General features: G+C 67.5%; 21 protein-coding genes. 8 read left to right on the top strand and 13 right to left on the bottom strand.

The window, feature by feature from the left end; all coding sequences use genetic code 11:
• Positions 1–7: 7 nt before the first annotated feature.
• Positions 8–811 (bottom strand): exodeoxyribonuclease III, encoded by an 804-nt coding sequence (locus GNX71_RS01640; RefSeq protein ID WP_206176713.1) that lies wholly within the window; start codon positions 809–811, stop codon positions 8–10.
• Positions 812–823: 12 nt separating this feature from the next.
• On the opposite strand from GNX71_RS01640, the gene pyrE reads away from it, so the two are divergent.
• Positions 824–1,507, top strand: coding sequence for an orotate phosphoribosyltransferase (gene pyrE / locus GNX71_RS01645; RefSeq protein WP_206176714.1), 684 nt, complete (start codon positions 824–826; stop codon positions 1,505–1,507).
• Between the two features lie 12 nt (positions 1,508–1,519).
• Complete coding sequence (locus tag GNX71_RS01650; protein ID WP_206176715.1) at positions 1,520–2,224, top strand: DUF4124 domain-containing protein; 705 nt, start codon at positions 1,520–1,522, stop codon at positions 2,222–2,224.
• A 37-nt stretch (positions 2,225–2,261) separates the two neighbouring features.
• Here GNX71_RS01650 and gatB read toward each other — a convergent pair whose 3' ends face one another.
• The 3 genes from gatB to gatC are packed head-to-tail and all read right to left on the bottom strand — an operon-like array spanning position 2,262 to position 5,543.
• Entirely contained in the window at positions 2,262–3,752 is a 1,491-nt protein-coding gene (gene gatB, locus GNX71_RS01655) for an Asp-tRNA(Asn)/Glu-tRNA(Gln) amidotransferase subunit GatB (RefSeq protein WP_206176716.1), read from the bottom strand.
• A 1-nt stretch (position 3,753) separates the two neighbouring features.
• The gene (gatA, locus tag GNX71_RS01660; protein ID WP_206176717.1) at positions 3,754–5,244 is read right to left on the bottom strand and encodes an Asp-tRNA(Asn)/Glu-tRNA(Gln) amidotransferase subunit GatA; all 1,491 of its coding nucleotides are present in this window, start codon (positions 5,242–5,244) and stop codon (positions 3,754–3,756) included.
• A complete protein-coding gene (gene gatC / locus GNX71_RS01665; protein WP_206176718.1) occupies positions 5,241–5,543 on the bottom strand; it encodes an Asp-tRNA(Asn)/Glu-tRNA(Gln) amidotransferase subunit GatC in 303 nt (100 codons plus the stop codon). Before gatC ends, gatA begins: the two co-directional genes overlap by 4 nt.
• Positions 5,544–5,756: 213 nt before the next feature.
• Here gatC and GNX71_RS01670 point away from each other — a divergent pair, with 213 nt between their 5' ends.
• The 4 genes from GNX71_RS01670 to mrdA all read left to right on the top strand — a co-directional run bounded on the left by GNX71_RS01670 (position 5,757) and on the right by mrdA (position 10,419).
• Positions 5,757–6,800, top strand: a complete 1,044-nt coding sequence (locus GNX71_RS01670; RefSeq protein ID WP_013538761.1) for a rod shape-determining protein — start codon at positions 5,757–5,759, stop codon at positions 6,798–6,800.
• A gap of 86 nt (positions 6,801–6,886) precedes the next feature.
• Positions 6,887–7,864: a rod shape-determining protein MreC gene (gene mreC / locus GNX71_RS01675; RefSeq protein WP_206176719.1), complete on the top strand. Its 978-nt coding sequence runs from the start codon at positions 6,887–6,889 to the stop codon at positions 7,862–7,864.
• Complete coding sequence (gene mreD, locus GNX71_RS01680) at positions 7,861–8,382, top strand: rod shape-determining protein MreD (protein ID WP_198786979.1); 522 nt, start codon at positions 7,861–7,863, stop codon at positions 8,380–8,382. The genes mreC and mreD overlap by 4 nt, the downstream gene beginning before the upstream one ends.
• A 66-nt stretch (positions 8,383–8,448) precedes the next feature.
• Positions 8,449–10,419, top strand: coding sequence for a penicillin-binding protein 2 (mrdA, locus tag GNX71_RS01685; protein ID WP_206176720.1), 1,971 nt, complete (start codon positions 8,449–8,451; stop codon positions 10,417–10,419).
• A gap of 120 nt (positions 10,420–10,539) precedes the next feature.
• Here the strand turns inward: mrdA and fahA are convergent, their stop codons facing one another.
• The 6 genes from fahA to GNX71_RS01715 all read right to left on the bottom strand — a co-directional run bounded on the left by fahA (position 10,540) and on the right by GNX71_RS01715 (position 17,093).
• Entirely contained in the window at positions 10,540–11,811 is a 1,272-nt protein-coding gene (gene fahA, locus GNX71_RS01690) for a fumarylacetoacetase (protein ID WP_206176721.1), read from the bottom strand.
• Positions 11,812–11,833: 22 nt separating this feature from the next.
• A complete protein-coding gene (locus GNX71_RS01695; RefSeq protein WP_206179312.1) occupies positions 11,834–12,808 on the bottom strand; it encodes a tripartite tricarboxylate transporter substrate binding protein in 975 nt (324 codons plus the stop codon).
• Positions 12,808–14,118: a homogentisate 1,2-dioxygenase gene (hmgA, locus tag GNX71_RS01700; protein ID WP_206176722.1), complete on the bottom strand. Its 1,311-nt coding sequence runs from the start codon at positions 14,116–14,118 to the stop codon at positions 12,808–12,810. The genes GNX71_RS01695 and hmgA overlap by 1 nt, the downstream gene beginning before the upstream one ends.
• 48 nt (positions 14,119–14,166) lie before the next feature.
• Positions 14,167–14,358, bottom strand: a complete 192-nt coding sequence (locus GNX71_RS01705; RefSeq protein ID WP_206176723.1) for a DUF2783 domain-containing protein — start codon at positions 14,356–14,358, stop codon at positions 14,167–14,169.
• A gap of 2 nt (positions 14,359–14,360) precedes the next feature.
• Positions 14,361–15,998: an FAD-dependent oxidoreductase gene (locus tag GNX71_RS01710; RefSeq protein ID WP_206176724.1), complete on the bottom strand. Its 1,638-nt coding sequence runs from the start codon at positions 15,996–15,998 to the stop codon at positions 14,361–14,363.
• Positions 15,999–16,133: 135 nt separating this feature from the next.
• Complete coding sequence (locus GNX71_RS01715) at positions 16,134–17,093, bottom strand: MBL fold metallo-hydrolase (protein ID WP_206176725.1); 960 nt, start codon at positions 17,091–17,093, stop codon at positions 16,134–16,136.
• Positions 17,094–17,232: 139 nt separating this feature from the next.
• On the opposite strand from GNX71_RS01715, the gene GNX71_RS01720 reads away from it, so the two are divergent.
• Both GNX71_RS01720 and GNX71_RS01725 read left to right on the top strand, forming a co-directional pair.
• A complete protein-coding gene (locus tag GNX71_RS01720) occupies positions 17,233–18,123 on the top strand; it encodes an IclR family transcriptional regulator (protein WP_206176726.1) in 891 nt (296 codons plus the stop codon).
• Complete coding sequence (locus GNX71_RS01725) at positions 18,120–18,875, top strand: Sir2 family NAD-dependent protein deacetylase (protein WP_206176727.1); 756 nt, start codon at positions 18,120–18,122, stop codon at positions 18,873–18,875. Before GNX71_RS01720 ends, GNX71_RS01725 begins: the two co-directional genes overlap by 4 nt.
• A 21-nt stretch (positions 18,876–18,896) precedes the next feature.
• Here the strand turns inward: GNX71_RS01725 and GNX71_RS01730 are convergent, their stop codons facing one another.
• From GNX71_RS01730 to GNX71_RS01740, 3 genes are all read right to left on the bottom strand, one after another.
• Complete coding sequence (locus GNX71_RS01730; RefSeq protein ID WP_206176728.1) at positions 18,897–19,391, bottom strand: pentapeptide repeat-containing protein; 495 nt, start codon at positions 19,389–19,391, stop codon at positions 18,897–18,899.
• 162 nt (positions 19,392–19,553) lie between these two features.
• On the bottom strand, positions 19,554–19,775 hold the full coding sequence (locus GNX71_RS01735) for a hypothetical protein (RefSeq protein WP_206176729.1): 222 nt from the start codon (positions 19,773–19,775) through the stop codon (positions 19,554–19,556).
• A 51-nt stretch (positions 19,776–19,826) separates the two neighbouring features.
• The gene (locus GNX71_RS01740; RefSeq protein WP_206176730.1) at positions 19,827–20,498 is read right to left on the bottom strand and encodes an ABC-type transport auxiliary lipoprotein family protein; all 672 of its coding nucleotides are present in this window, start codon (positions 20,496–20,498) and stop codon (positions 19,827–19,829) included.
• Positions 20,499–20,512 lie beyond the last annotated feature (14 nt).

A 20,512-nucleotide genomic window follows, 5' to 3' on the forward strand; every position in this document is an offset into this window, starting at 1 on the left:
CGCAAGCTCAGAGCGTGAAGTCGTAGTCCACCGTGATCGGCGCGTGGTCGCTGAACTTGATGGTCTTGTAGATCTCTTCGGTGCGCGCGAGCGCGGCGGTCTTCGGCGTGGCCAGGTGGTAGTCGAGCCGCCATCCCACGTTGTTCGCGTAGGCCTGGCCGCGGTTGCTCCACCAGGTGTAGGCCTCGGCGGTGGTGTCGGGCTTGAGCATGCGGTAGACGTCCACCAGGCCCGCGCCCTCGGCGCCGGCGTCCAGCAGTTTCGTCATCCAGGCGCGTTCCTCGGGGAGGAAGCCGCTGTTCTTCTGGTTGCCGCGCCAGTTCTTGAGGTCGATCTCTTTATGGGCGATGTTGATGTCGCCGCACAGCACGAACTCACGCTCCTTCTTGAGCGCGACGAGGTACGGAAAGAAGCCCTTGAGGAAGCGGAACTTGGCCTGCTGCCGTTCCTCGCCCGAACTGCCGCTCGGAAAGTAGCAGCTGATGACCGAGAACTTTCGTTTCGGCGTGTCAAAGCGCAGCTCCAGGTAACGGCCTTCTGCATCGAACTCGGTGTCGCCCCAACCCACCACTACATGCGTCGGGATGTGTTTTGTGTAAATAGCTGTACCTGCGTAGCCCTTTTTCTCGGCAAAATGGAAGTGTCCCTTGAGCCCCGCCATTTCCTCGAAGCGGCCCTCGATGTCGCTCGCCTGAACTCGGATCTCCTGCATGCAAATACAATCCGGCGCCGATTCGGCAACCCAGTCGGCAACGCCCTTGGTGGCGGCCGAACGCAGGCCATTGAGATTGAGACTGGTCAGTTTGAACACAAGGAATTTCCAATGGCTGTAGATGGTGAAAAAAGCAGCGCGGTGGCGCAGGACTTCGTTCAGTTTGCGCTCGACGCCGGCGTGCTTCGCTTCGGCGAGTTCAAGACCAAGGCCGGCCGGATGAGCCCCTACTTCTTCAATTCGGGGCTCTTCGACGACGGCGCCAAGATCGCGCGGCTCGCGGGATTCTATGCAGACCGGCTCATCGAGAGCGGCCTCGAATTCGACATGATCTTCGGCCCCGCCTACAAGGGCATCCCGCTGGGCGCCACGGTGGCGGCCGAGCTGGCCCGGCGCGGCCGCAACTACCCCTTTGCCTACAACCGCAAGGAAGCCAAGGCGCACGGCGAGGGCGGCAACCTGGTGGGCGCGCCGCTCAAGGGCCGCGTGCTGATCGTCGATGACGTGATGTCCGCCGGCACCGCGGTGCGCGAGTCGATCGCCGCGATCGAAGCCGCCGGCGCCACGCCGCATGCCGTGGCCATCGCGCTCGACCGGCAGGAAAAGGCCACCGAGAACGGTGTCGACGTGGACCACAGCGCCGTGCAGTACGTGCGCAACCAGCTGGGCCTCTCGGTGATCGCCATCGCCACGCTGGACGACCTGCTGAGCTACCTCTCGGGCGACGCCGCCGCCGACCTGGGCGCGCATCGCGAGCGCGTGCTGGCCTACCGCACGCGCTACGGCGCCAACTGAGGACCGGCAACGATGCGCACACGCGATCACGGCAAGCCCAACCGCCTGCTGGCGGTGGCATCGTTTTTCCTGGCCGCCTTGTCTTCCTTCGGCGCTGCACATGCGCAGCAGGGCAAGGATGTCCCCGCCGGCAGCATCTACACCTGTACCGATGCGCACGGCCGCACGCTCACGGCGGACCGCCCGATCCCTGCTTGCAGCGACCGCGAACAGCGCGAGCTGAGCCCCAGCGGCCTCACGCGCCGCAAGATCGAACCCACGTATTCGGCGCGCGAGATGGCCGAGCGCGAGGACCGCGCGCGCGAAGCCGCTGTTCAAGCGGCCCGCATCACCGACGAGCGCCGCCGCGAGCGTGCGCTGCTGGTGCGCTATCCGAGCGCCGCCTCGCATGACCGCGAGCGCAACGAGGCGCTGTCGCAGGTCGATGCGGTGATCCAGGCGGCGCAGAAGCGCATCGCCGAACTGGGCGAAGACCGCAAGAAGATCGACGAGGAACTCGAGTTCTACAAGAAGGACACGAGCAAGGCGCCGGGCGCCACGCGTCGCAAGCTCGAGGACAACACGCAGAGCGTGGCGGTGCAGAACCGCTTCATCGCCGAGCAGGAAGATGAGAAGAAGCGGGTGAATGCGCGCTTCGACGAAGAGCGTGCGCGGTTGAAGCCGCTCTGGGGGCCCGCCCCGAGCGCAGCAACCGCCGGAGCACCAGCGCCGCGCTGAATCTGCCGGGGCCGAGATGGCCCCGGGATTCGATCGATCAGCCCAGCTTGGCTTTCAGCAGTTCGGTGACTTGTGCCGGGTTGGCCTTGCCGCCGCTGGCCTTCATCACCTGACCCACGAGGCCGTTCAGTGCCTTCTCCTTGCCGCCACGGTATTCCTCGACGTTCTTCGCGTTCTTGGCGATGACTTCGTCAAGGATCGCATCGAGCGCGCCGGTGTCGGCCATCGGCTTCAGGTCCTTGGCTTCGATGATCGCGTCCACGTTGCTGCCTTCGCCGGTCCAGAGTGCATCGAACACCTGGCGCGCTGCGTTGTTCGGCAGCGTGCCGTCGGCGATGCGCTTGATCAACTGGCCCAGTTGCAGCGCGCTGACCGGCGCGGCCTCGATGCCGATTTCCTGTGCGTTGAGGCGGCGCGCCATCTCGCCGGTGATCCAGTTGCTCGCGAGCTTCGGCGTGGCGCCGGCTTTCACCGCATCGTCGAAGTAGTGCGCGAGCGCGAGGCTCTGCGTGAGCTGCGCCGCGTCGTATTCCGACAGGCCGTGGTCGCTCACATAGCGATCGGCCATTGCACGCGGCAGCTCGGGCATCTCGCTGCGCACGCGCTCGATCCAGTCGGCCGCGATCACCAGTGGCGGCAGGTCCGGGTCGGGGAAGTAGCGGTAGTCGGCCGAGTCTTCCTTGGCGCGCATCGCGCGCGTCTCGCCGGTGTCGGGGTTGAACAGCACGGTGGCCTGCTCGATCTCGCGGCCGTCTTCGATCTCCTCGATCTGCCAGCGGATCTCGTAGTCGATCGCCTGCTGCATGAACTTGAAGCTGTTGAGGTTCTTGATCTCGCGCCGCGTGCCGAGCTTGTCGCCGGGCTTGCGCACCGACACGTTGGCGTCGCAGCGGAAACTGCCTTCCTGCATGTTGCCGTCGCAGATGCCGATCCACGTCACGATCTTGTGCAGCTCCTTCGCATAGGCCACGGCCTCCGCGGTGGAGCGCATGTCGGGCTCGGTCACGATTTCCAGGAGCGGCGTGCCGGCGCGGTTCAGGTCGATGCCGCTCTGGCCGATGAAGTCCTCGTGCAGCGACTTGCCCGCGTCTTCCTCGAGGTGGGCGCGCACGAGGCGCACGGTCTTCTTTTCTTCGCCGAGGAAGAACGACACCGAGCCGCCCTGCACGACCGGGATCTCGAACTGGCTGATCTGGTAGCCCTTGGGCAGGTCGGGATAGAAGTAGTTCTTGCGCGCGAACACGCTGCGCGGCGCGACGTGCGAACCGAGCGCCAGGCCCAGCTTGATGGCGCGTTCGACCGCGCCCTTGTTCATCACCGGCAGCGTGCCGGGAAGCGCCAGGTCCACCGCGCAGGCCTGTGTGTTCGGCTCGGCGCCGAAGGCGGTGGAGGCACGGCTGAAGATCTTGCTCGCGGTCGACAGTTGCGCATGCGTCTCGAAGCCGATGATGACTTCATAGCCGCGCACCAGCGGGCCGGTCGGGCGGCCTTGTTGCTGTGCTTCGAAGGTGTTCACGGTCTCGCTCATTTCAGAAGCCCTCCGGCGTGCGCGTGTGCCAGTCGGTGGCTTGTTGGAAGCGGTGCGCTGCGCTCAGCAGCTTGGCTTCGCCGAAGTAGTTGCCGATCAGCTGCAGGCCCACGGGCATGCCGCCGTCGAAGCCCGCGGGCACGCTCATGCCGGGCAGGCCTGCGAGCGATGCGGGCAGCGTGAAGATGTCGGCGAGGTAGTCGGCCACCGGGTCGTCGCCGTGTTCGCCGATCTTCCAAGCGGTGGTCGGCGCGGCGGGGCCGGCGATCACGTCGCATTGCTTGAGCGCCTGCTGGAAGTCGTCGGCGATCATGCGGCGCACCTTCTGCGCCTGCAGGTAGTACGCGTCGTAGTAGCCGTGCGAGAGCACGTAGGTGCCGATCATGATGCGGCGCTTCACTTCGTCGCCGAAGCCCTCGGCGCGCGTCTTCTCGTACATGTCGGACAGGTCCTTGTACTGCTTCGCGCGGTGGCCGAACTTCACGCCGTCGAAGCGGCTCAAGTTGCTCGATGCTTCGGCCGCGGCCAGGATGTAGTACACGGGAATCGACAGCTCGGTGCGCGGCAGCGAGACCTCGACGCGCTTCGCGCCAAGCTTCTCGTACTGCGCGAGCGCGGCGTCGATCGCGGCGCGCACGCCGGGTGCCACGCCTTCGCCGAAGAACTCCTTCGGCACGCCGATGCGCAGGCCTTCGAGCGAATCGTTGAGCGAGCGGCCGAAGTCTTCGGCGGGCTTGTCGATGGAGGTCGAATCGCGGTCGAGATCGGGGCCGCAGAAGGCCGACAGCAGCAGCGCGCAGTCTTCGGCCGAGCGGGCCATCGGGCCGGCCTGGTCGAGGCTCGATGCGAAAGCCACCATGCCGTAGCGCGAGGCACGGCCGTAGGTCGGCTTGATGCCGGTCACGCCGCAGAACGACGCGGGCTGGCGGATCGAGCCGCCGGTGTCGGTGCCGGTGGCCGCGGGGGCCAGGCGTGCAGCAACGACCGCCGCGCTGGCGCCCGAGGAGCCACCCGGAATGCGCTCGCGGTTCCACGGGTTCTGAACGGGCACAGCCGTGTCGTGGCCCACGGCGGGCACGGCGACGTTCTCGTTGGCCGAGCCCATCGCGAACTCGTCGCAGCTCAGCTTGCCGAGCGTGACCGCGCCGGCTTCGGCCAGGCGGCGCACCACGGTGGCGTCGAAGGGCGAGCGATAGCCCGCGAGCATCTTCGAGCCGGCGGTGGTGGCGAAATCGGTGGTGACGAAGATGTCCTTGTGCGCGATCGGCACGCCGGCCAGCGCCGGAGCATTGCCGGCGGCGAGCAGCGCGTCGGCCTTGCGGGCCTGCGCCAGCGTGACTTCTTCGTTGACGTCGACGAAGGTGCCGAGCGATTCGTGGGCCTTCATGCGGCCGAGGAATGCCTGCGAGGCCTCGACGGCCGAGACCTTGCGATCGGCCAAAGCCCTGGCCAGGGCGACCACGCCCATCTGGTGCAGTTGTTCGCCGCTCATTGCTCGATCACCTTGGGCACGAGGAAGAGGCCGGCTTCGACGGCCGGAGCGCTTTTCTGGTTGGCTTCGCGGTTGTTGGGTTCGCTCACGACATCGTCGCGCAGGCGCAGCGTGATGTCCTCGATGGCGGCCACCGGATGGGCCAGGGGCTCGATGCCCGCGGTGTCGACCGAACGCATGCGTTCGACCAGGTCAAAGAAGCCATTGATCTGGCTGAGCATGCGCTCGCTTTCGTCGGAAGCAAGCTGCAGCCGCGCCAGGGAGGCGATGCGTGCGATATCTGAAGCGTCAAGGGACATGGGTCGGACCGGTCAAAAAACCGAAGGTAATCGCACGCCGAAGAGGGTGCTAACACGGGAATCAGAGGGGATTCGGGTATTATCCCGCCTTTGCCGCAACCCCCGCGAACGCGCCGGCTTTTGCGCCAAAAACGATCAATTCACCCCGTCAAACGACCCAAAAATAGAGCGACGACCTGCCGATGCGCAGGCCGTGCTCAGAGGATTCCGCACATGTTTGGAGCTTTCCGTCGGTACTTTTCCACCGACCTTGCGATCGACCTCGGCACCGCCAACACCCTGATATTCGCCCGCAACAAGGGCATCGTGCTGGACGAGCCCTCCGTCGTCGCGATCCGCCACGAAGGCGGCCCGCACGGCAAGAAGGTGATCCAGGCCGTCGGCCGCGAGGCCAAGGCCATGCTGGGCAAGGTGCCCGGCAACATCGAGGCGATCCGCCCGATGAAGGACGGCGTCATTGCCGACTTCGTGATCACCGAGCAGATGATCAAGCAGTTCATCAAGATGGTGCATCCGCGTACGCTGCTCACCCCGAGCCCGCGCATCATCATCTGCGTGCCCTGCGGCTCGACCCAGGTCGAGCGCCGCGCCATCAAGGACGCGGCCGAAGCCGCCGGCGCCACCTCCGTGTATCTCATCGAAGAACCCATGGCCGCAGCCATCGGCGCGGGCCTGCCCGTCAGCGAAGCCTCGGGCTCGATGGTGGTGGACATCGGCGGCGGCACCACCGAGGTGGGCGTCATCTCGCTGGGCGGCATGGTCTACAAGGGCTCGGTCCGCGTGGGCGGCGACCGCTTCGACGAAGCCATCATCAACTACATCCGCCGCAACTACGGCATGCTGATCGGCGAGCCGACGGCCGAAGTCATCAAGAAGACCATCGGCTCGGCCTTCCCGGGCTCCGAAGTCAAGGAAATGGAAGTCAAGGGCCGCAACCTCTCCGAAGGCGTGCCGCGCAGCTTCACCATCAGCAGCAACGAAGTGCTGGAAGCCCTGACCGATCCGCTCAACAACATCGTCTCGGCCGTGAAGAACGCGCTGGAGCAGACGCCGCCCGAACTGGGCGCCGACATTGCCGACCGCGGCATGATGCTCACCGGCGGCGGCGCGCTCCTGCGCGACCTCGATCGCCTGCTGGCCGAGGAAACGGGCCTGCCGGTGCTCGTGGCCGAAGACCCGCTGACCTGCGTGGTGCGCGGCTGCGGTATCGCGCTGGAACGCATGGACCGTCTGGGCAGCATCTTCACGAGCGAGTAAAAGGCGAAAGCCATCATCGGCCGGCCTCTGCTTGCATGGGCCGGCTTTTTGTTATTTGATTCCGCACCACCGCCGGGTCTGAATTCATGCCTCTGGGCACGCTCGATCGCACAGCGCCACCCCTGTTCAACCAGGGACAGTCGGCACTCAGCAAGCTGATCTTCTTCGGCGCGCTCTCCCTGTTCCTCATGGTGGCCGATGCACGCTTTCATATCGTGCAGCCGATCCGCGCGACCCTCGGCGCGGTGCTCTACCCGGTGCAATGGGTGGCGCTCAAGCCGGTGCAGATCATGATGGGCGGCGGGCGCTACCTCGAAGACCTGCAGACCGCCCAGCGCAACGAAGCCGACGCCCGCAAGGCGCTGATGATGCAGGCCCAGCGCGCGAGCCAGGCCGACACGCTGGCGCAGGACAACGCGCGGCTGCGCGAGCTGCTCGAACTGCGCCAGACCACCACCACGCCGGGCCGTGCGGCCGAGGTGCTCTACGACGCGGCCGACCCCTACACCCGCAAGATCGTCATCGACCAGGGCCTCGCGCAAGGCGTGGCGGCCGGCTCGCCGGTGATCGACGCGCACGGCGTGCTCGGCCAGGTCACGCAGGTGCTGCCCTTCACGAGCGAGGTCACGCTGGTGATCGACCGCGACCTGGCCATTCCCGTGCAGAACACCCGTACGGGCGTGCGCAGCGTGGCCTTCGGCGATGCCTCGGCGCACGGCGGCGGCCTGGAGCTGCGCTTCATGGGCGCCAACGCCGACCTGCAGGTGGGCGACCTGCTCTCCACCAGCGGCGTCGACGGCATCTACCCGGCGGGCCTGCCGGTCGCGAAGATCGAGCGCATCGACCGCCGCGCCGATTCGGCCTTCGCCCGCATCTACTGCCTGCCGCTCGCCAGCGTGACCGCCGCGCGCTATGTGCTGGTGCTCGAGCCTACCGGCGCCCCGACCGCGCCGCCGCCCGCCGCGCCGGCGACCACGCAGCGCAAGCGCCCCGAGGGCAAGCCCGGCGCCGGCAAGAACGAGAAAAAGCCCGCGGCATCCGCAGGCGCAGGAGGCGGCCGATGATCAAGCGTCCCGGCCAGCAGCAGCTGTTGCTGCCCGTCAGCCCGCTCTTCATGTGGACCAGCCTCATCGTGGCGCTCCTGGTCAACATGATCCCCATCGGCCGTGCCGCCTGGATGCCCGACCTGCTGGCGCTGGTGATCGTGTTCTGGGGCGTGCACCAGCCTTCGCGCGTGGGCATCGGCGCGGCCTTCGTGTTCGGCCTGTGCATGGACGTGCACCAGGCCTCGATGCTGGGCCAGCATGCGCTCTCCTACACGACGCTGGGCTTCTTCGCGATCACCATCCACCGGCGGCTGCTCTGGTATCCGGTGCTGTCGCAGGCGCTGCAGGTGCTGCCGCTCTTTGCGTTGTCGCAGCTGATCGAGGTCATCACACGGATGATCGGCGGCGGCGTGTTCCCGGGCTGGACGGTGCTGATCTCGCCGGGCGTGGAGGCTGCGCTGTGGCCTCTGGCGAGCGCACTGTTGCTCGCCCCCCAGCGCCGCACTCCGGAACCGGACGAGAACCGCCCCCTCTAAGCCGAGCCCTCCCGCATTCGCCACTGCACTTGACTTGCACTAGCACGCGCCTAAGCTCCCACCGCCATGACCGAAATCCGCAACGTCGCCGCCGACCTCGCGCGCTTCAAGCGCCGCGTGATCGTGATCGGCCTCGCGGTGCTGTTCGCATTCAGCCTGCTGAGCGCGCGGCTGGTGTACCTGCAGGTCACGCGGCATGAAGACCTGGCCGAGCAGGCCGAGAGCAACCGCACGGCCATCGTGCCGGTGGTGCCCAATCGGGGCCTGATCCTCGACCGCAACGGCATCGTGCTGGCCTCGAACTACTCGGCCTACACGCTGGAGATCACGCCCTCGAAGGTGAACGATGTCGAGGAGACCATCGACAACCTCACGCAGGTGCTCGAAGTCTCGCCACGCGACCGCCGCCGCTTCAAGCGCCTGCGCGAAGACTCGCGCAGCTTCGACTCCATCCCGATCCGCACCCGCCTGAGCGACGAGGAGGTGGCGCGCTTCGCGGCGCAGCGCTACCGCTTCCCGGGCGTGGAGATCAAGGCGCGCCTGTTCCGCAACTACCCGAACGGCGAAACCGGCTCGCATGTGCTCGGCTACATCGGCCGCATCAACCAGCGCGAGAAGACCGCGATGGAAGACTGGGAAGAAGAGGAACAGGCCAACTACAAGGGCACCGACTACATCGGCAAGCTCGGCATCGAGCAGAGCTACGAGAAGACGCTGCACGGCCAGACCGGCGTGGAGCAGATGGAAACCTCGGCCGGCGGGCGCGCCATCCGCCGGCTCGCCAGCCACCCGGCCACGCCCGGCAACACGGTGATGCTGTCGCTCGACATCAAGCTGCAGAAGCTGGTGGAAGACATGTTCGGCGACCGCCGCGGCGCGCTGGTGGCCATCGACCCCAAGACCGGCGAGGTGCTGGCCTTCGTGAGCAAGCCCACCTTCGACCCCAACCTGTTCGTCGAAGGCATCGACACCGAGAGCTGGAAAGAGCTGAGCGAATCGCTCGACAAGCCGCTCCTGAACCGCGCGCTGCGCGGCACCTATCCGCCCGGCTCGACCTACAAGCCCTTCATGGCCATGGCCGCGCTGCAAACCGGCAAGCGCGGCGCCAGCGTGGTGGTGAACGACCCGGGCTACTTCAATTTCGGCGGCCACCGCTTCGGCAGTCCCGAAGGCAACCTGGGCGGTGTCGACATGCGGCGCTCGATCCAGCTGTCGAGCAACATCTACTACTACTCGCTGGCCAACGAGATGGGCGTGGACATGATCCACGACTTCATGAAGCCGCTGGGCTTCGGCCAGATCACCGGCATCGACCTGGGCGGCGAGGTGCGCGGCGTGCTGCCCAGCACCGAGTGGAAGCGCAACGCCTACAAGCGGCCCGAGGCGAAGAAGTGGTATGCGGGCGAGACCATCTCGCTGGGCATCGGCCAGGGCTACAACGCCTTCACCATGCTGCAGCTCGCGCAGGCCACGGCCATCGTGGCCGACGGCGGCATCAAGCACAAGCCGCACCTCGTGCTGGCCACGCGCAACACGGTGAGCGGGCAGGTCGTGCCGCTGCCGCAGCCGCCGGCTGAAAACCTCGGCTTCACCGCAGCCAATGTGGCGGTGGTCCGCGAGGGCCTGACCAGCGTGGTCACCAGCGGCACCGCGCGCAGCGTGTTCGCGGGCGCGGGCTACCAGGCGGCCGGCAAGACCGGCACGGCGCAGGCGGTGACGCAGGCGCAGAACACCAAGTACAACGCCCGCGCGCTCGAGGAGCACCAGCGCGACCACGCGCTGTTCATGGCCTTCGCGCCGGTCAACAACCCGAAGATCGCCATCGCGGTGATCGTGGAGAACGCCGGCTGGGGCGCCGGCGCCGCGGCGCCCATCGCGCGCCGGGTGTTCGACTACTGGCTGATGGACCAGTACCCGAGCGAAGCCGACTTGGCCGCCATCAAGACCGGCAAGGCGGGCGCGCCGATGGGCAAGCCGCGCGTGGCGAGCGAAGTGGCGTGGCCGGTGGCGACGACGACGCCTGCCACTGCTCCCTGATCTCTTGCTCCCTCTCCCCTCGGGGAGAGGGTGAGCGGCAATCGAGGCTGCACGATGTTGTGAGGCCGACTGCCCTCACCCTAGCCCTCTCCCGGAGGGAGAGGGAACAACACACAGACCTCAGGCGACTACCGTGCCGCTGACTTCACCCAGCCCGATACGCACCGCCCCCGCGCGCTCGCAATAGCCGCGCATGACCAGCGTGTCGCCGTCTTCCAGGAAGGTGCGCTTCTCGCCGTTCGGCAGCGTGATCTGCTGCTTTCCGCCCAAGGTCAGTTCCATCAGCGAGCCGGCTTCGTCGGGCTTCGGCCCCGAGAGCGTGCCCGAGCCCAGCAGGTCGCCTGGCTGCAGGTTGCAGCCGTTCACCGTGTGGTGCGTGATGAGCTGAGCGGCGGTCCAGTAGGCGGCCTCGGTGGTGTTGCCGCGCGTCAGGCGCGCGGGCGCCACGCCTTCGGCGCGCATCTTCGCGGTCTGCAGCAGCACTTCGAGCGTGATGTCGAGCGCGCCGGCCTCGCGGTTCGACGGCGCGTCGAGGTACGGCAGCGGCTGCGGGTCTTCCGCGGGCCGCTCGAACTTCGCGCGAAACGGCGCCAGCGCCTCCATCGTCACGATCCACGGCGACAGCGTGCTTGCGAAGTTCTTCGCGAGGAACGGGCCGAGCGGCTGGTATTCCCAGGCCTGCAGGTCGCGCGCCGACCAGTCGTTGAGCAGCGTCACGCCGAACAAGTGGTCTTCGGCCTCGCCGATGGCGATCGGTTCGCCGAGTGCATTGCCACGGGCCACGAGGAAGCCCAGCTCCAGCTCGTAGTCGAGGCGCTTGGACGGGCCGAAGCTCGGCTCGGCGGCATCGGGTGCCTTGGTCTGGCCCTGCGGGCGCTTGAAGACCTGGCCGCTCACGCCGATGGACGACGCCCGGCCGTGATAACCGATCGGCACCCACTTGTAGTTGGGCATCAGCGGCTGGTCGGGGCGGAACAGCTTGCCGATGGTGGTCGCGTGATGGATGCCCGTGTAGAAGTCGGTGTAGTCGCCGATGCGGCATGGCACGGTGAGCTCGGCCTTGGCCTGCGGCAGCAATGCCTTCGACCATGCGGCCTGCTTGTCGCTGCCTTCGGCGAGGCCCGCGGAAATCGCGGCGCGCAGGGCCCGGCGGTCCTGCACGCTCGCGCCCATCAGCGCGTTCATGTCGTCGGTGTCGACGAGGCCCGCAGCCTTCAGGTCGAGCACCTGGTCGCCGATGGCGACGCCGATGCGAAAAGCCTCGCTGCTGCCCGCGCTGCGGAAGCGGCCGAACGGCAGGTTCTGGATCGGGAAGTCGGTGCCGGCTTCGTTGGCCGAGGCGACCCAGCTGCGCAGCTTCGGGTCGTGGGTGGCGTTCAGTGCGATGGTCATGGATGTCTTTCTGTGGATCTGTTCAGTCTGCGGTCATGCCGGCCTTCTTGGCCACATCACCGAGGCGCTGGTATTCGGTCTGCGTGAGCGTCGCCAGCTCCTGCGCGGTCGAGCCGCGCGGCGAGAAGCCGGCCTGCTGCAGCTTGGCCTTCACGTCGGGCATAGCGAGCGCTTCGACAAAAGCTTCGTTCAGCGCCTTCACGACGGGTGCCGGCAGGTTCGCCGGCCCGTACACGCCGAACCACGGATCGAGCGCATAGCCCTTCAGGCCCGCCTCGGCCATCGTCGGCACGTCGGGCAATGACGGCGAACGTGTCGGCCCGGCGACGGCCAGCGCACGCAGCTTGCCCGCCTGGATGTGCGGCAGCGACGCCGGCAGGTTGTCGAACATCACGCCGATGTTGTTGCCCAGCATGTCGGTGATGGCCGGGCCGCTGCCCTTGTAGGCGACGTGCACGAGCTCGGTGCCGGTCATCTGCGCGAACATCACGCCGGCGAGGTTCATCGAGGTGCCCGCGCCCGCGGTGGCGTAGGGCAGGCCGGGGTTCTTCTTCGCGGCGGCGATCAGGTCAGTCACCGACTTGATCGGCGAGACCGCCGGCACTTCGAGCACGATGGTCGAGGTGCCCAGCAGGCTGATCGCGGTGAAATCCTTGCGTGGATCGAAGGCCATCGACTTGTAGATGTGCGGGTTCAACGCATTGGTCGAGATCGCGCCGAAGCCGATGGTGTAGCCGTCGGGCGCGGCCTTGGCCACGGCGTCCATGCCGATGTTGCCGCCCGCGCCGCCGCGGTTGTCGATGAGCACCGGCTGGCCGAGCTTTTCCGACACCTTCTGGCCCACCGTGCGCGCCACCAGGTCGGTGGTGCCGCCGGGCGTGTAGGGCACGATGAAGCGGATCGGCTTCGATGGAAAGTCTGCGGCGTGCGTGAGCAAAGGTGCAGCGAGCAGTGCGAGAGCCGCCGCGCGGCGCGTGAGAGCGAAGGCGTTCTTCATCATGGCTTGAACTGGTCCTTCAGCCCCGCCCAGCAGTCGGCGTAGTCCGTGTCGAGCGCCGGGCTCTTGAGCGCGAAGTTGGTCGGAATGAAGCGGTAGCGGCTCTCGAACATGAAGGCCAGCGTGTTGTCCAGCTTGTGCGGCTTGAGGTCCGCATGCGTCGCCTTGTCGAAGGCTTCTTCGTCCGGGCCGTGCGGCACCATGCAGTTGTGCAGGCTCGCACCGCCGGGCTTGAAGCCGCCCGGCTTGGCGTCGTATTCGCCGAGCACCAGCCCCATGAACTCGCTCATGAGGTTGCGGTGGAACCACGGCGGACGGAAGGTGTTCTCCATCACCATCCAGCGCGGCGGGAAGATCACGAAGTCGCAGTTCGCGGTGCCGGGCGTGTCGCTGGGCGACGTCAGCACGGTGAAGATCGACGGATCGGGATGGTCGAAGCTGATCGAGCCGATCGCCATGAAGTGCGCTGTGTCGTACTTCACCGGCGCGAGGTTGCCGTGCCAGGCGACCACGTTGAAGGGCGACTGTTTCGTTGGCGCCTTCCAGAAGCGGCCGGCGAATTTCTTGACCAGCTCGTAGGCGCCGCCGTCTTCCTCGAAGGCGGCCACCGGCGCCTGGAAATCGCGCGCGTTCGCCAGGCCGTTCGAGCCGATCGGACCCAGCTCGGGCAGTCGGAAATGCGCGCCGTAGTTCTCGCAGACGTAGCCGCGCGAGAGACCGTCGGGCAATGCGACCTTAAAGACCATGCCGCGCGGCAGCACCGCGATTTCGCCAGGCTTCACGTTGAGCACGCCGAGTTCGGTCGTTATGACCAAACGGCCTTGTTGCGGCACGACCAGCATCTCGCCGTCGGCGTTGACGAAGGCGCGGCGCTCCATCGAGCGGCCCGCCAGGTACATGAGCGAGGCCACGCCGACCTGCGAATCGGCATCGCCGTTGGCCGCGACGGTGTGCATGCCGTCGATGAAATCCGCTTCGGCCGCGCCGTCCAGCGGCATCGGGTGCCAGCGCATCGGCTCGGGCGGCAGGGCGATCTCGCGGTCGCCGCCGGTAGTCCAGTGCGCTTGCACGTACGGCTGGTAGCGGCCCGACACCACCGAAGGCTGCCGGCGGTACAGCCAGGTGCGGCGGTTCTCGTGGCGCGGCGCGGTGAAGGCGGTGCCCGAGAGCAGCTCGGTGTAGAGGTCGAACGGCCCGCGCTGCGGGTTGTTGCGGCCCTGCGGCAGGGCGCCCGGGACGGCCTCGGAGGCGTATTCGTTGCCGAAGCCGCCGAGGTAGCGCCGGTCGTCGTTGGCGGAAGCTGGGGTCATGGTGTTCTCTTTCGAAAATCGCAATGAGGTTGAGATGCGTGGGGCCGCCTAGCTGCTGCGCGCAGCCTCGAAGGCCTCGCGCAGCACGGCGAGCGAGCCGATGTGATTGGCCAGCACGAGCACGAGGCGCGCGTTGAAGGCGTGGCTCTCTTCGGTGGAAAGCCCCTGGTGCGCTTCGATAAGCGCTTCGTAGAAATCGTCGGGCGCCTCGAGGTTCGGCGTGGTGTTCAGGTGCTGCATGTTCATGCCCTTGCCAGTGCGCGGTCGATGGCTGCACGGATGTTCGCCGCCGTGGGTTGCCGCCAGCGGGCGCACACGTGCTGGTCGGGCCTTAGGAGGTAGACGGTACCGGGTTGCGCGTCGTAGCGCTGAGTGGCGAGTTCGCCTTCGGGCGTCGTGCCTTGCACGCGAACGATGTGCAGCGGCCGGTCGCTGCCCTTCAACGCTTCTGCGCTGCGCTCGGCGGCCTCGCCAGCGCCGAAGACCAGTGCGGTGAACTGCTGCCCATGGCATTCGCGCAGCAGCCAGCCCATGCCACCATCGGCCCGCACGGTCGGCGCATCGGCGGCGGCTGCGCCCGGCACCATCGCGCCCTTGAACGCATCGGCATCGGCCGTGTTGAGCGGCGAATCGCGCAGCACCGCCGGCACCGAGAGGCGTCCGCTGTTGACCAGCGTGCGCGCGAAGGCGTGGCGTTTCGTCAACGCCAGCACCGCATCGCGGAACAGGCGGCTCACCTCGCTCTTGGGCGTGATGAAGTCGGTTGCGCGCGTGGAGTGGCGGATGTTCTCGTCGGCCGCGTATTCGCGCTCGCTCGCATAGCTGTCGAGTAGCGCATCGGGCGCCTCGCCCTTGAGCACCGCGGCGAGCTTCCACGCGAGGTTGTCCGCATCCTGCACGCCCGAGTTGGCGCCGCGCGCGCCGAAGGGCGACACGCCGTGCGCCGAGTCGCCCGCGAACAGCACGCGGCCGTGGCGAAAGCGCTCCATGCGCTGGCAGGCGAAGGTGTAGACGCTGGCCCAGCCGATCTGGAACTGCACCTCCGCAAAGCCGATGCTGTCGAGCAGCGCGCGCACGCGCGGCGTGATGTTCTCGGGCTTGCGTTCTTCCACCGGGTCGGCGTCCCAGCCAAGCTGGAAGTCGACGCGCCACATGCCATCGGCCTGCTTGTGCAGCAGCACGCTCTGCCCCGGGTGGAACGAGGGGTCGAACCAGAAGCGGCGCTCGGTGGGGAGCGGTGCGTCCATCGTGATGTCGGCGATCAGGAAGCGGTCGCGGAAGGTGCGGCCCTTGGCCTCCTGGCCAAGCAGCTGGCGCAGGTTGGAGCGCGAGCCGTCGCAGGCGGCGACGTAGCCGGCGGCCAGTTGATAGCTGCCTTCGGGCGTCTCGACCGTGAGCACCGCGCCATCGTCGCGCTGCGCGATGCCGGTCACCTTGTTGTTCCAGCGCAGGTCGATCAGCGGCAGCGCCGCCGCGCGCTCCACGAGGTAGCCCTCGACGTAGTACTGCTGCAGGTTGATGAAGGCCGGTCGCTCATGGCCGGGCTCGGGCAGCAGGTCGAAGCGGTAGACCTGCTCGTCGTGGAAGAACACCTTGCCCACGCTCCACGACACGCCCTTGTCGACCATGCGGTCGCCGCAGCCGAGGCGGTCGAACACTTCGAGCGAGCGCTTGGCAAAGCAGATCGCGCGCGAGCCGCTGGAGAGGGTGTTGTCGTTGTCGAGCAGCACCACAGGCACCTGGCGCAGCGCGAGGTCGATGGCGAGCGTGAGGCCGACCGGGCCAGCGCCGACGATCACGACGGGGTGATGGGCGGGTGCGGCTGCGTCCTGGTCAGCGTGGCGTTGGTAGTCGAAGCGCAGGCTTTGATAGTCGATCACGTGTTGTCTCCGTGTCTTTTGTCTTGCTCCTTCCCCTTCCGGGGGAAGGCTGGGATGGGGGCCGACAGCGCTCATTGCGGGCGCCGCGTGCCCCCACCCCAACCCTCCCCCGGAAGGGGAGGGAGCAATGCGGGTTCAGCCTTCCAGCGCCTTCCACATGTCGATGTCGCGCTGCGCCGTCCACACGCGGGGATCGGCGTGCCCCGAGGCCTCGTCATACGCCCGGCTCACATCGAACGGCATGCAGTGGTCGAAGATCACCCACTGGCTGTACTTGGGCTTGAGCTTCGCGTAGGTGTCCTTGTAGACCGTGTTCAGGTCGCGCCCGGCCTTCACGCCTTCCTGCACGCTCGCATACACATCGGAGATGAAGTTGCGCGTGCCCGTGAGGCCCTCGGCCACCTCGGCCGGCGTGGTGAGCGCGGCGCCCCGGCCCGGCACCAGCGCGGCGGGCTTCAGGGCGGCGATGTTGTCCAGCGTCTGCGGCCAGTCCTGGAAGTAGGCGTCGCCGGCGTACGGCGTGGCGCCGAACTCGACCAGGTCGCCCGAGAGCAGCGTCCGCTCCGCGGGCAGCCAGACGACCGTGTCGCCCTTGGTGTGGCCGCGGCCCAGCTGGATCAGCTGCACCTCGAGCTTGCCGAGCCACAGCGTCATCTTGCCGGTGAAGGTCAGGGTGGGCCAGGTCAGGCCCGGGGGCACGGTCTCGACGTTCTGGAAGAGGCGCGGGAAGCGGCCGATTTCGCTGGCCTTGTCGGCCTCGCCGCGCTCGACGATCAGGTCGCGGGTGTCCTGGCTCGCGAGGATGTGTTCGGCGCCGTAGCCCGCCGCGCCCAGCACGCGCACCGCGTGGTAGTGGGTGAGCACCACATATTTGATGGGCTTGTCGGTCACTTCGCGGATGCGGCGCACCACGTCGGCGGCCATGGCGGGGGTGGCTTGCGTATCGGCGACCAGCACGCAGTCGTCGCCGATCACGATGCCGGTGTTCGGGTCGCCCTCGGCGGTGTAGGCCCAGGCGTGCTCGGAGATCTGGCTGAAGGTGATCTTCTTCTCTTCCATGTCGGCCTGGCTGGCGAACTTCTTGGCTTGGCTCATCGGGTTGTCTCCGGTGTGTGGGGGATGTATGGTTATTCGTTTAAGGCGAACGAATTCGCGGATAACGAATTTTCGCAGTGTAAGCCTCGGATCAGTTAATGTCTAATCCCTTCTTCATGAACGAACGATCGGCAGCCCTGTGACCAAGGACTCCAGCGATACCAGCGACCCCCCCGACACCGACCGCGCCGCCCAGCGCGGCATCCAGAGCATCGAGGTCGGCGGCCAGTTGCTGCGTGCGCTGGTGCACCACGGCCGGCCGATGGCGCTGAAGGACCTGGCGCGCGAGGCCGACATGACGCCCGCCAAGGCCCACCCCTACATGGTGAGCTTCGGGCGGCTGGGGCTCATCGAGCAGGACCGCGCCAGCGGCCACTATCTGCTCGGTCCGCTGGCCTTGCAACTGGGGCTCATCAGCCTGCAGCAGGCCGACCCGGTGCACATCGCCACCCCGCTGCTCAGCCCGCTGGCGCAGCAGATCGGGCACACGGTGGCGCTGGCGGTGTGGGGCGCGCGCGGCGCGACCATCGTGCGCACGGCCGAGTCGCCCTCGCCGGTGCATGTGAACATGCGGCACGGCACGGTGTTCTCGCTGACCAACACAGCCTCGGGCCGCATCTTCGCGGCCTACCTCGATGCCGACGCAGTGCGGCAACTGCTCGAAGAAGAACGCCAGCGCCAGAAGCCGCGCAAGGGCGCCGCCGCCGAGCCCGCGGCACCCGCCGGCATGCCGCCCGTGCAGCCGCTGCCGTCGTGGAGCGACTTCGAGCGCCAGCTGAAGGAAGTGCGCGAACACGGCATCAGCCGCTCCGACGGCGAGGTGATCGAGGGCGTGAGCGCCATGGCCGCGCCGGTGTTCGACCACACCGGCGCCATCGTGCTCGCCGTGACCGCCATCGGTCCGGCCGGCATCTTCAATACCGCGTGGGACGGCGAGCTCTCGCGCGCACTCAAGGCCTGCGCGGGCGCCGTGTCGCAGCGGCTCGGCGCGCCCGCCGGGCCTTCCGATATCCGAAAAACAGAGCGATGACGCGACCCGACGCAACCGGCACCACCTCTTCTTCTTCCCCGCTGGCATCCGCCATCGCGCTGCTGCGCGACGCCCGGCGCATCGTCGTCTTCTCGGGCGCCGGTTTGTCCCGTGCCTCAGGCATCCCGACCTACCGCGACGCGGACGGCCTCTGGAAGAACCAGAACGCCCTGCAGTTCTCGCACGCCGAAGACTTGAAGCGCGACCCGGCGGGCTTCACGAAGTTCTGGGGCCAGCGCATGTCGGTCGTCGAATCGGCCGCGCCCAACCCGGGCCACAGGGCGCTCGCGCAATTGCAGCGGCTGCGTCCGGCGACGCGTCTCGTCACGCAGAACGTCGACGGTCTCCTGACCCAGGCGGGCGGGCTCGACGTGCTTGAACTCCATGGGTCCCTGCGCCGCTGGCGCTGCGACCACTGCGGCAACCGCAGCGGCCCCTGGCCCTTTCACCGGTGCCTGCGCTGCGGCTCGCATGCGCGGCCCGATGTGGTGATGTTCGGCGAGATGCTCAACCCCGGCGTGCTGCTCGAGGCCCAGGTGGCGGCGCAGGAGTCGGACCTCTTCATGGTGGTCGGCAGCACGACCATCGTCTATCCGGCGGCCGAGCTGCCCGAGCTTGCGATGGCGCGTGGCAGCCAGCTCGTCACGCTGAACCTGGAGCCGCTGCCGCATCTGGACGACGTGGCGACGGTGGTGTTGCGGGGCGCTTCGGAAGACCTGCTGCCGCAATTGCTGGCGGGGATGGGCGCCTAGCTTCGCGACCTCCGTGCGCCGTCAGTTGATGCGCGCGTTGGTGAGCTGCATGTCTTCGAACCGGCTGCCCGTGAAGTCGACCTGTTCGCCTTGCAGGTCGGTGGCGCTCACTTGCCGGCCGCTGCATGTCAGCAGGTTCACTTGCGACCAATGGCTGGCATCGAAATTCAGCGCGGTCCAGTTGCACCGGGTGAACGTGCAGCCCCTGAAGGTGCTGGCCTTGAATTGCGATGCGTCGAAGGTACAGCCGACGAAGGAACAGCCGCTGATGTGGATCCGCTGCATGTCGCACCGGCTGAACGCGCAGCCGCTGAATTGGCATGAAGTCCAGACCGCATCCACGAAGGTGGTTGCGGTGAAGCTGCTGCCGCTGAACGTGCTGGATGCGAAGGTGACCAGGTTGAGGTCGAGGCCGGCATAGGCATTGCCGTCGCTTTCGCCCGCCAGCCCGGCAGGCGCGCCGCCGATGCCTTTGCGCCATTTGTCGTGGTCCTGGATGATTTGAAGAGAGCTCATGAAGGGGCGCGAAAAATGATGGAGGGGCGCATTGTGCGAATGCACCCGCAGCCCGGGAACAGGGAGAAATGTTCCGGCCACCATTGCAGTGAGAGCACCGTGACGGATTGCATGGAGGCTGGCTTCGCCCCACCGCCCGCCAGCCCCGCAGTGCGCGGGCGCTCAGCCCTTCTTGCCGCCCAGCAGCACCAGCGCGCCGCCCACCACGATGGCGGCCACGCCGGCCCAGGCGGGGAAGTTGACGGTCTGCTTTTCCTTCACCGAGAACTCCAGCGGGCCGAGCTTGGCCTGGTGGGTTTCCTTGGTGAAGCTGAAGCTGCCGAGGCCCAGGGCGGCGATGCCCGCCACGATCAACAAGATGCCGACGATGCGTGTTGCGTTCATGGGGCGGGTCTCCTCGTGTATTGAATTGCGCGCAGCGAACCGGGCTGCAGCTTACTGCCGCGGCTGCCGTTGCAGTGCATCCATCCACTGCGTGACCTCGGCCACCGCCGCATCGCTGGCGGCGGCCAGCGCCTTCACGCCGCCGGGCGCGTCGGCGCTCGGTGCGGGGCGGCGCACGGTGATGGTCTTCTGGCCCAGCACGCGATCGCCGCCGGTGGTGCCGCGAATCAGCGTGGCGCGCAGCCGCACGAGGCCCACGCTGCCGGTGGGCGAGTCGAAGTAGTGGCTGAACTCATCGAGCGAAATGCGCAGCGTGTCGGGCACTTCGCCCTTGCTGCGGGAAATGGTCGCGCTCTCTTCCGGGCCGAGCACCATGCGGCGCTCGGCAAGGCTGTCGCGCAGCCGCTGGCGCAGCAGTTGCGCGGGCGGCTGGCTCCAGCGCGACTGGCCGTAGGGGCGCAGCTCGTTGACGTCCGCGTAGCCGAGGCGGTAGAGGATCTGTGTGCCGTCCAGGCGCGTGTTGCTCTCGATCTCGGCCAGGGCCAGCGTCGGAAGCGGCGCGGCGGCCGGTGCAGGGGTCGCAGCGGCCGCGGCAAGCCCGGGGCCGAAGTCGTAGAGCGTTGCGCGCGCCGGCTTGTCGGGCAGCGCGCCGCAGCCGGCAAGCACTGCAGCAAAGCCGATGCCCGCGAGGACCGCGGCGAGGGAGTGGGTGTTTGTCTTCATGCTCGTCACCTTCG

It is taken from the genome of Variovorax sp. RKNM96 (assembly GCF_017161115.1).
Lineage (GTDB): Bacteria > Pseudomonadota > Gammaproteobacteria > Burkholderiales > Burkholderiaceae_C > Variovorax.

Coding starts and splice junctions, on each gene's coding strand:
- pyrE (WP_206176714.1), top strand. CDS start 824: ATGGCTGTAGATGGTGAAAAAAGCAGCGCGGTGGCGCAGGACTTCGTT.
- GNX71_RS01725 (WP_206176727.1), top strand. CDS start 18,120: ATGACGCGACCCGACGCAACCGGCACCACCTCTTCTTCTTCCCCGCTG.
- GNX71_RS01740 (WP_206176730.1), bottom strand. CDS start 20,498: ATGAAGACAAACACCCACTCCCTCGCCGCGGTCCTCGCGGGCATCGGC.
- mreC (WP_206176719.1), top strand. CDS start 6,887: ATGCCTCTGGGCACGCTCGATCGCACAGCGCCACCCCTGTTCAACCAG.
- GNX71_RS01695 (WP_206179312.1), bottom strand. CDS start 12,808: ATGAAGAACGCCTTCGCTCTCACGCGCCGCGCGGCGGCTCTCGCACTG.
- GNX71_RS01730 (WP_206176728.1), bottom strand. CDS start 19,391: ATGAGCTCTCTTCAAATCATCCAGGACCACGACAAATGGCGCAAAGGC.
- gatC (WP_206176718.1), bottom strand. CDS start 5,543: ATGTCCCTTGACGCTTCAGATATCGCACGCATCGCCTCCCTGGCGCGG.
- GNX71_RS01670 (WP_013538761.1), top strand. CDS start 5,757: ATGTTTGGAGCTTTCCGTCGGTACTTTTCCACCGACCTTGCGATCGAC.
- mreD (WP_198786979.1), top strand. CDS start 7,861: ATGATCAAGCGTCCCGGCCAGCAGCAGCTGTTGCTGCCCGTCAGCCCG.
- GNX71_RS01715 (WP_206176725.1), bottom strand. CDS start 17,093: ATGAGCCAAGCCAAGAAGTTCGCCAGCCAGGCCGACATGGAAGAGAAG.
- hmgA (WP_206176722.1), bottom strand. CDS start 14,118: ATGACCCCAGCTTCCGCCAACGACGACCGGCGCTACCTCGGCGGCTTC.
- gatB (WP_206176716.1), bottom strand. CDS start 3,752: ATGAGCGAGACCGTGAACACCTTCGAAGCACAGCAACAAGGCCGCCCG.
- gatA (WP_206176717.1), bottom strand. CDS start 5,244: ATGAGCGGCGAACAACTGCACCAGATGGGCGTGGTCGCCCTGGCCAGG.
- GNX71_RS01705 (WP_206176723.1), bottom strand. CDS start 14,358: ATGCAGCACCTGAACACCACGCCGAACCTCGAGGCGCCCGACGATTTC.
- mrdA (WP_206176720.1), top strand. CDS start 8,449: ATGACCGAAATCCGCAACGTCGCCGCCGACCTCGCGCGCTTCAAGCGC.
- GNX71_RS01650 (WP_206176715.1), top strand. CDS start 1,520: ATGCGCACACGCGATCACGGCAAGCCCAACCGCCTGCTGGCGGTGGCA.
- fahA (WP_206176721.1), bottom strand. CDS start 11,811: ATGACCATCGCACTGAACGCCACCCACGACCCGAAGCTGCGCAGCTGG.
- GNX71_RS01735 (WP_206176729.1), bottom strand. CDS start 19,775: ATGAACGCAACACGCATCGTCGGCATCTTGTTGATCGTGGCGGGCATC.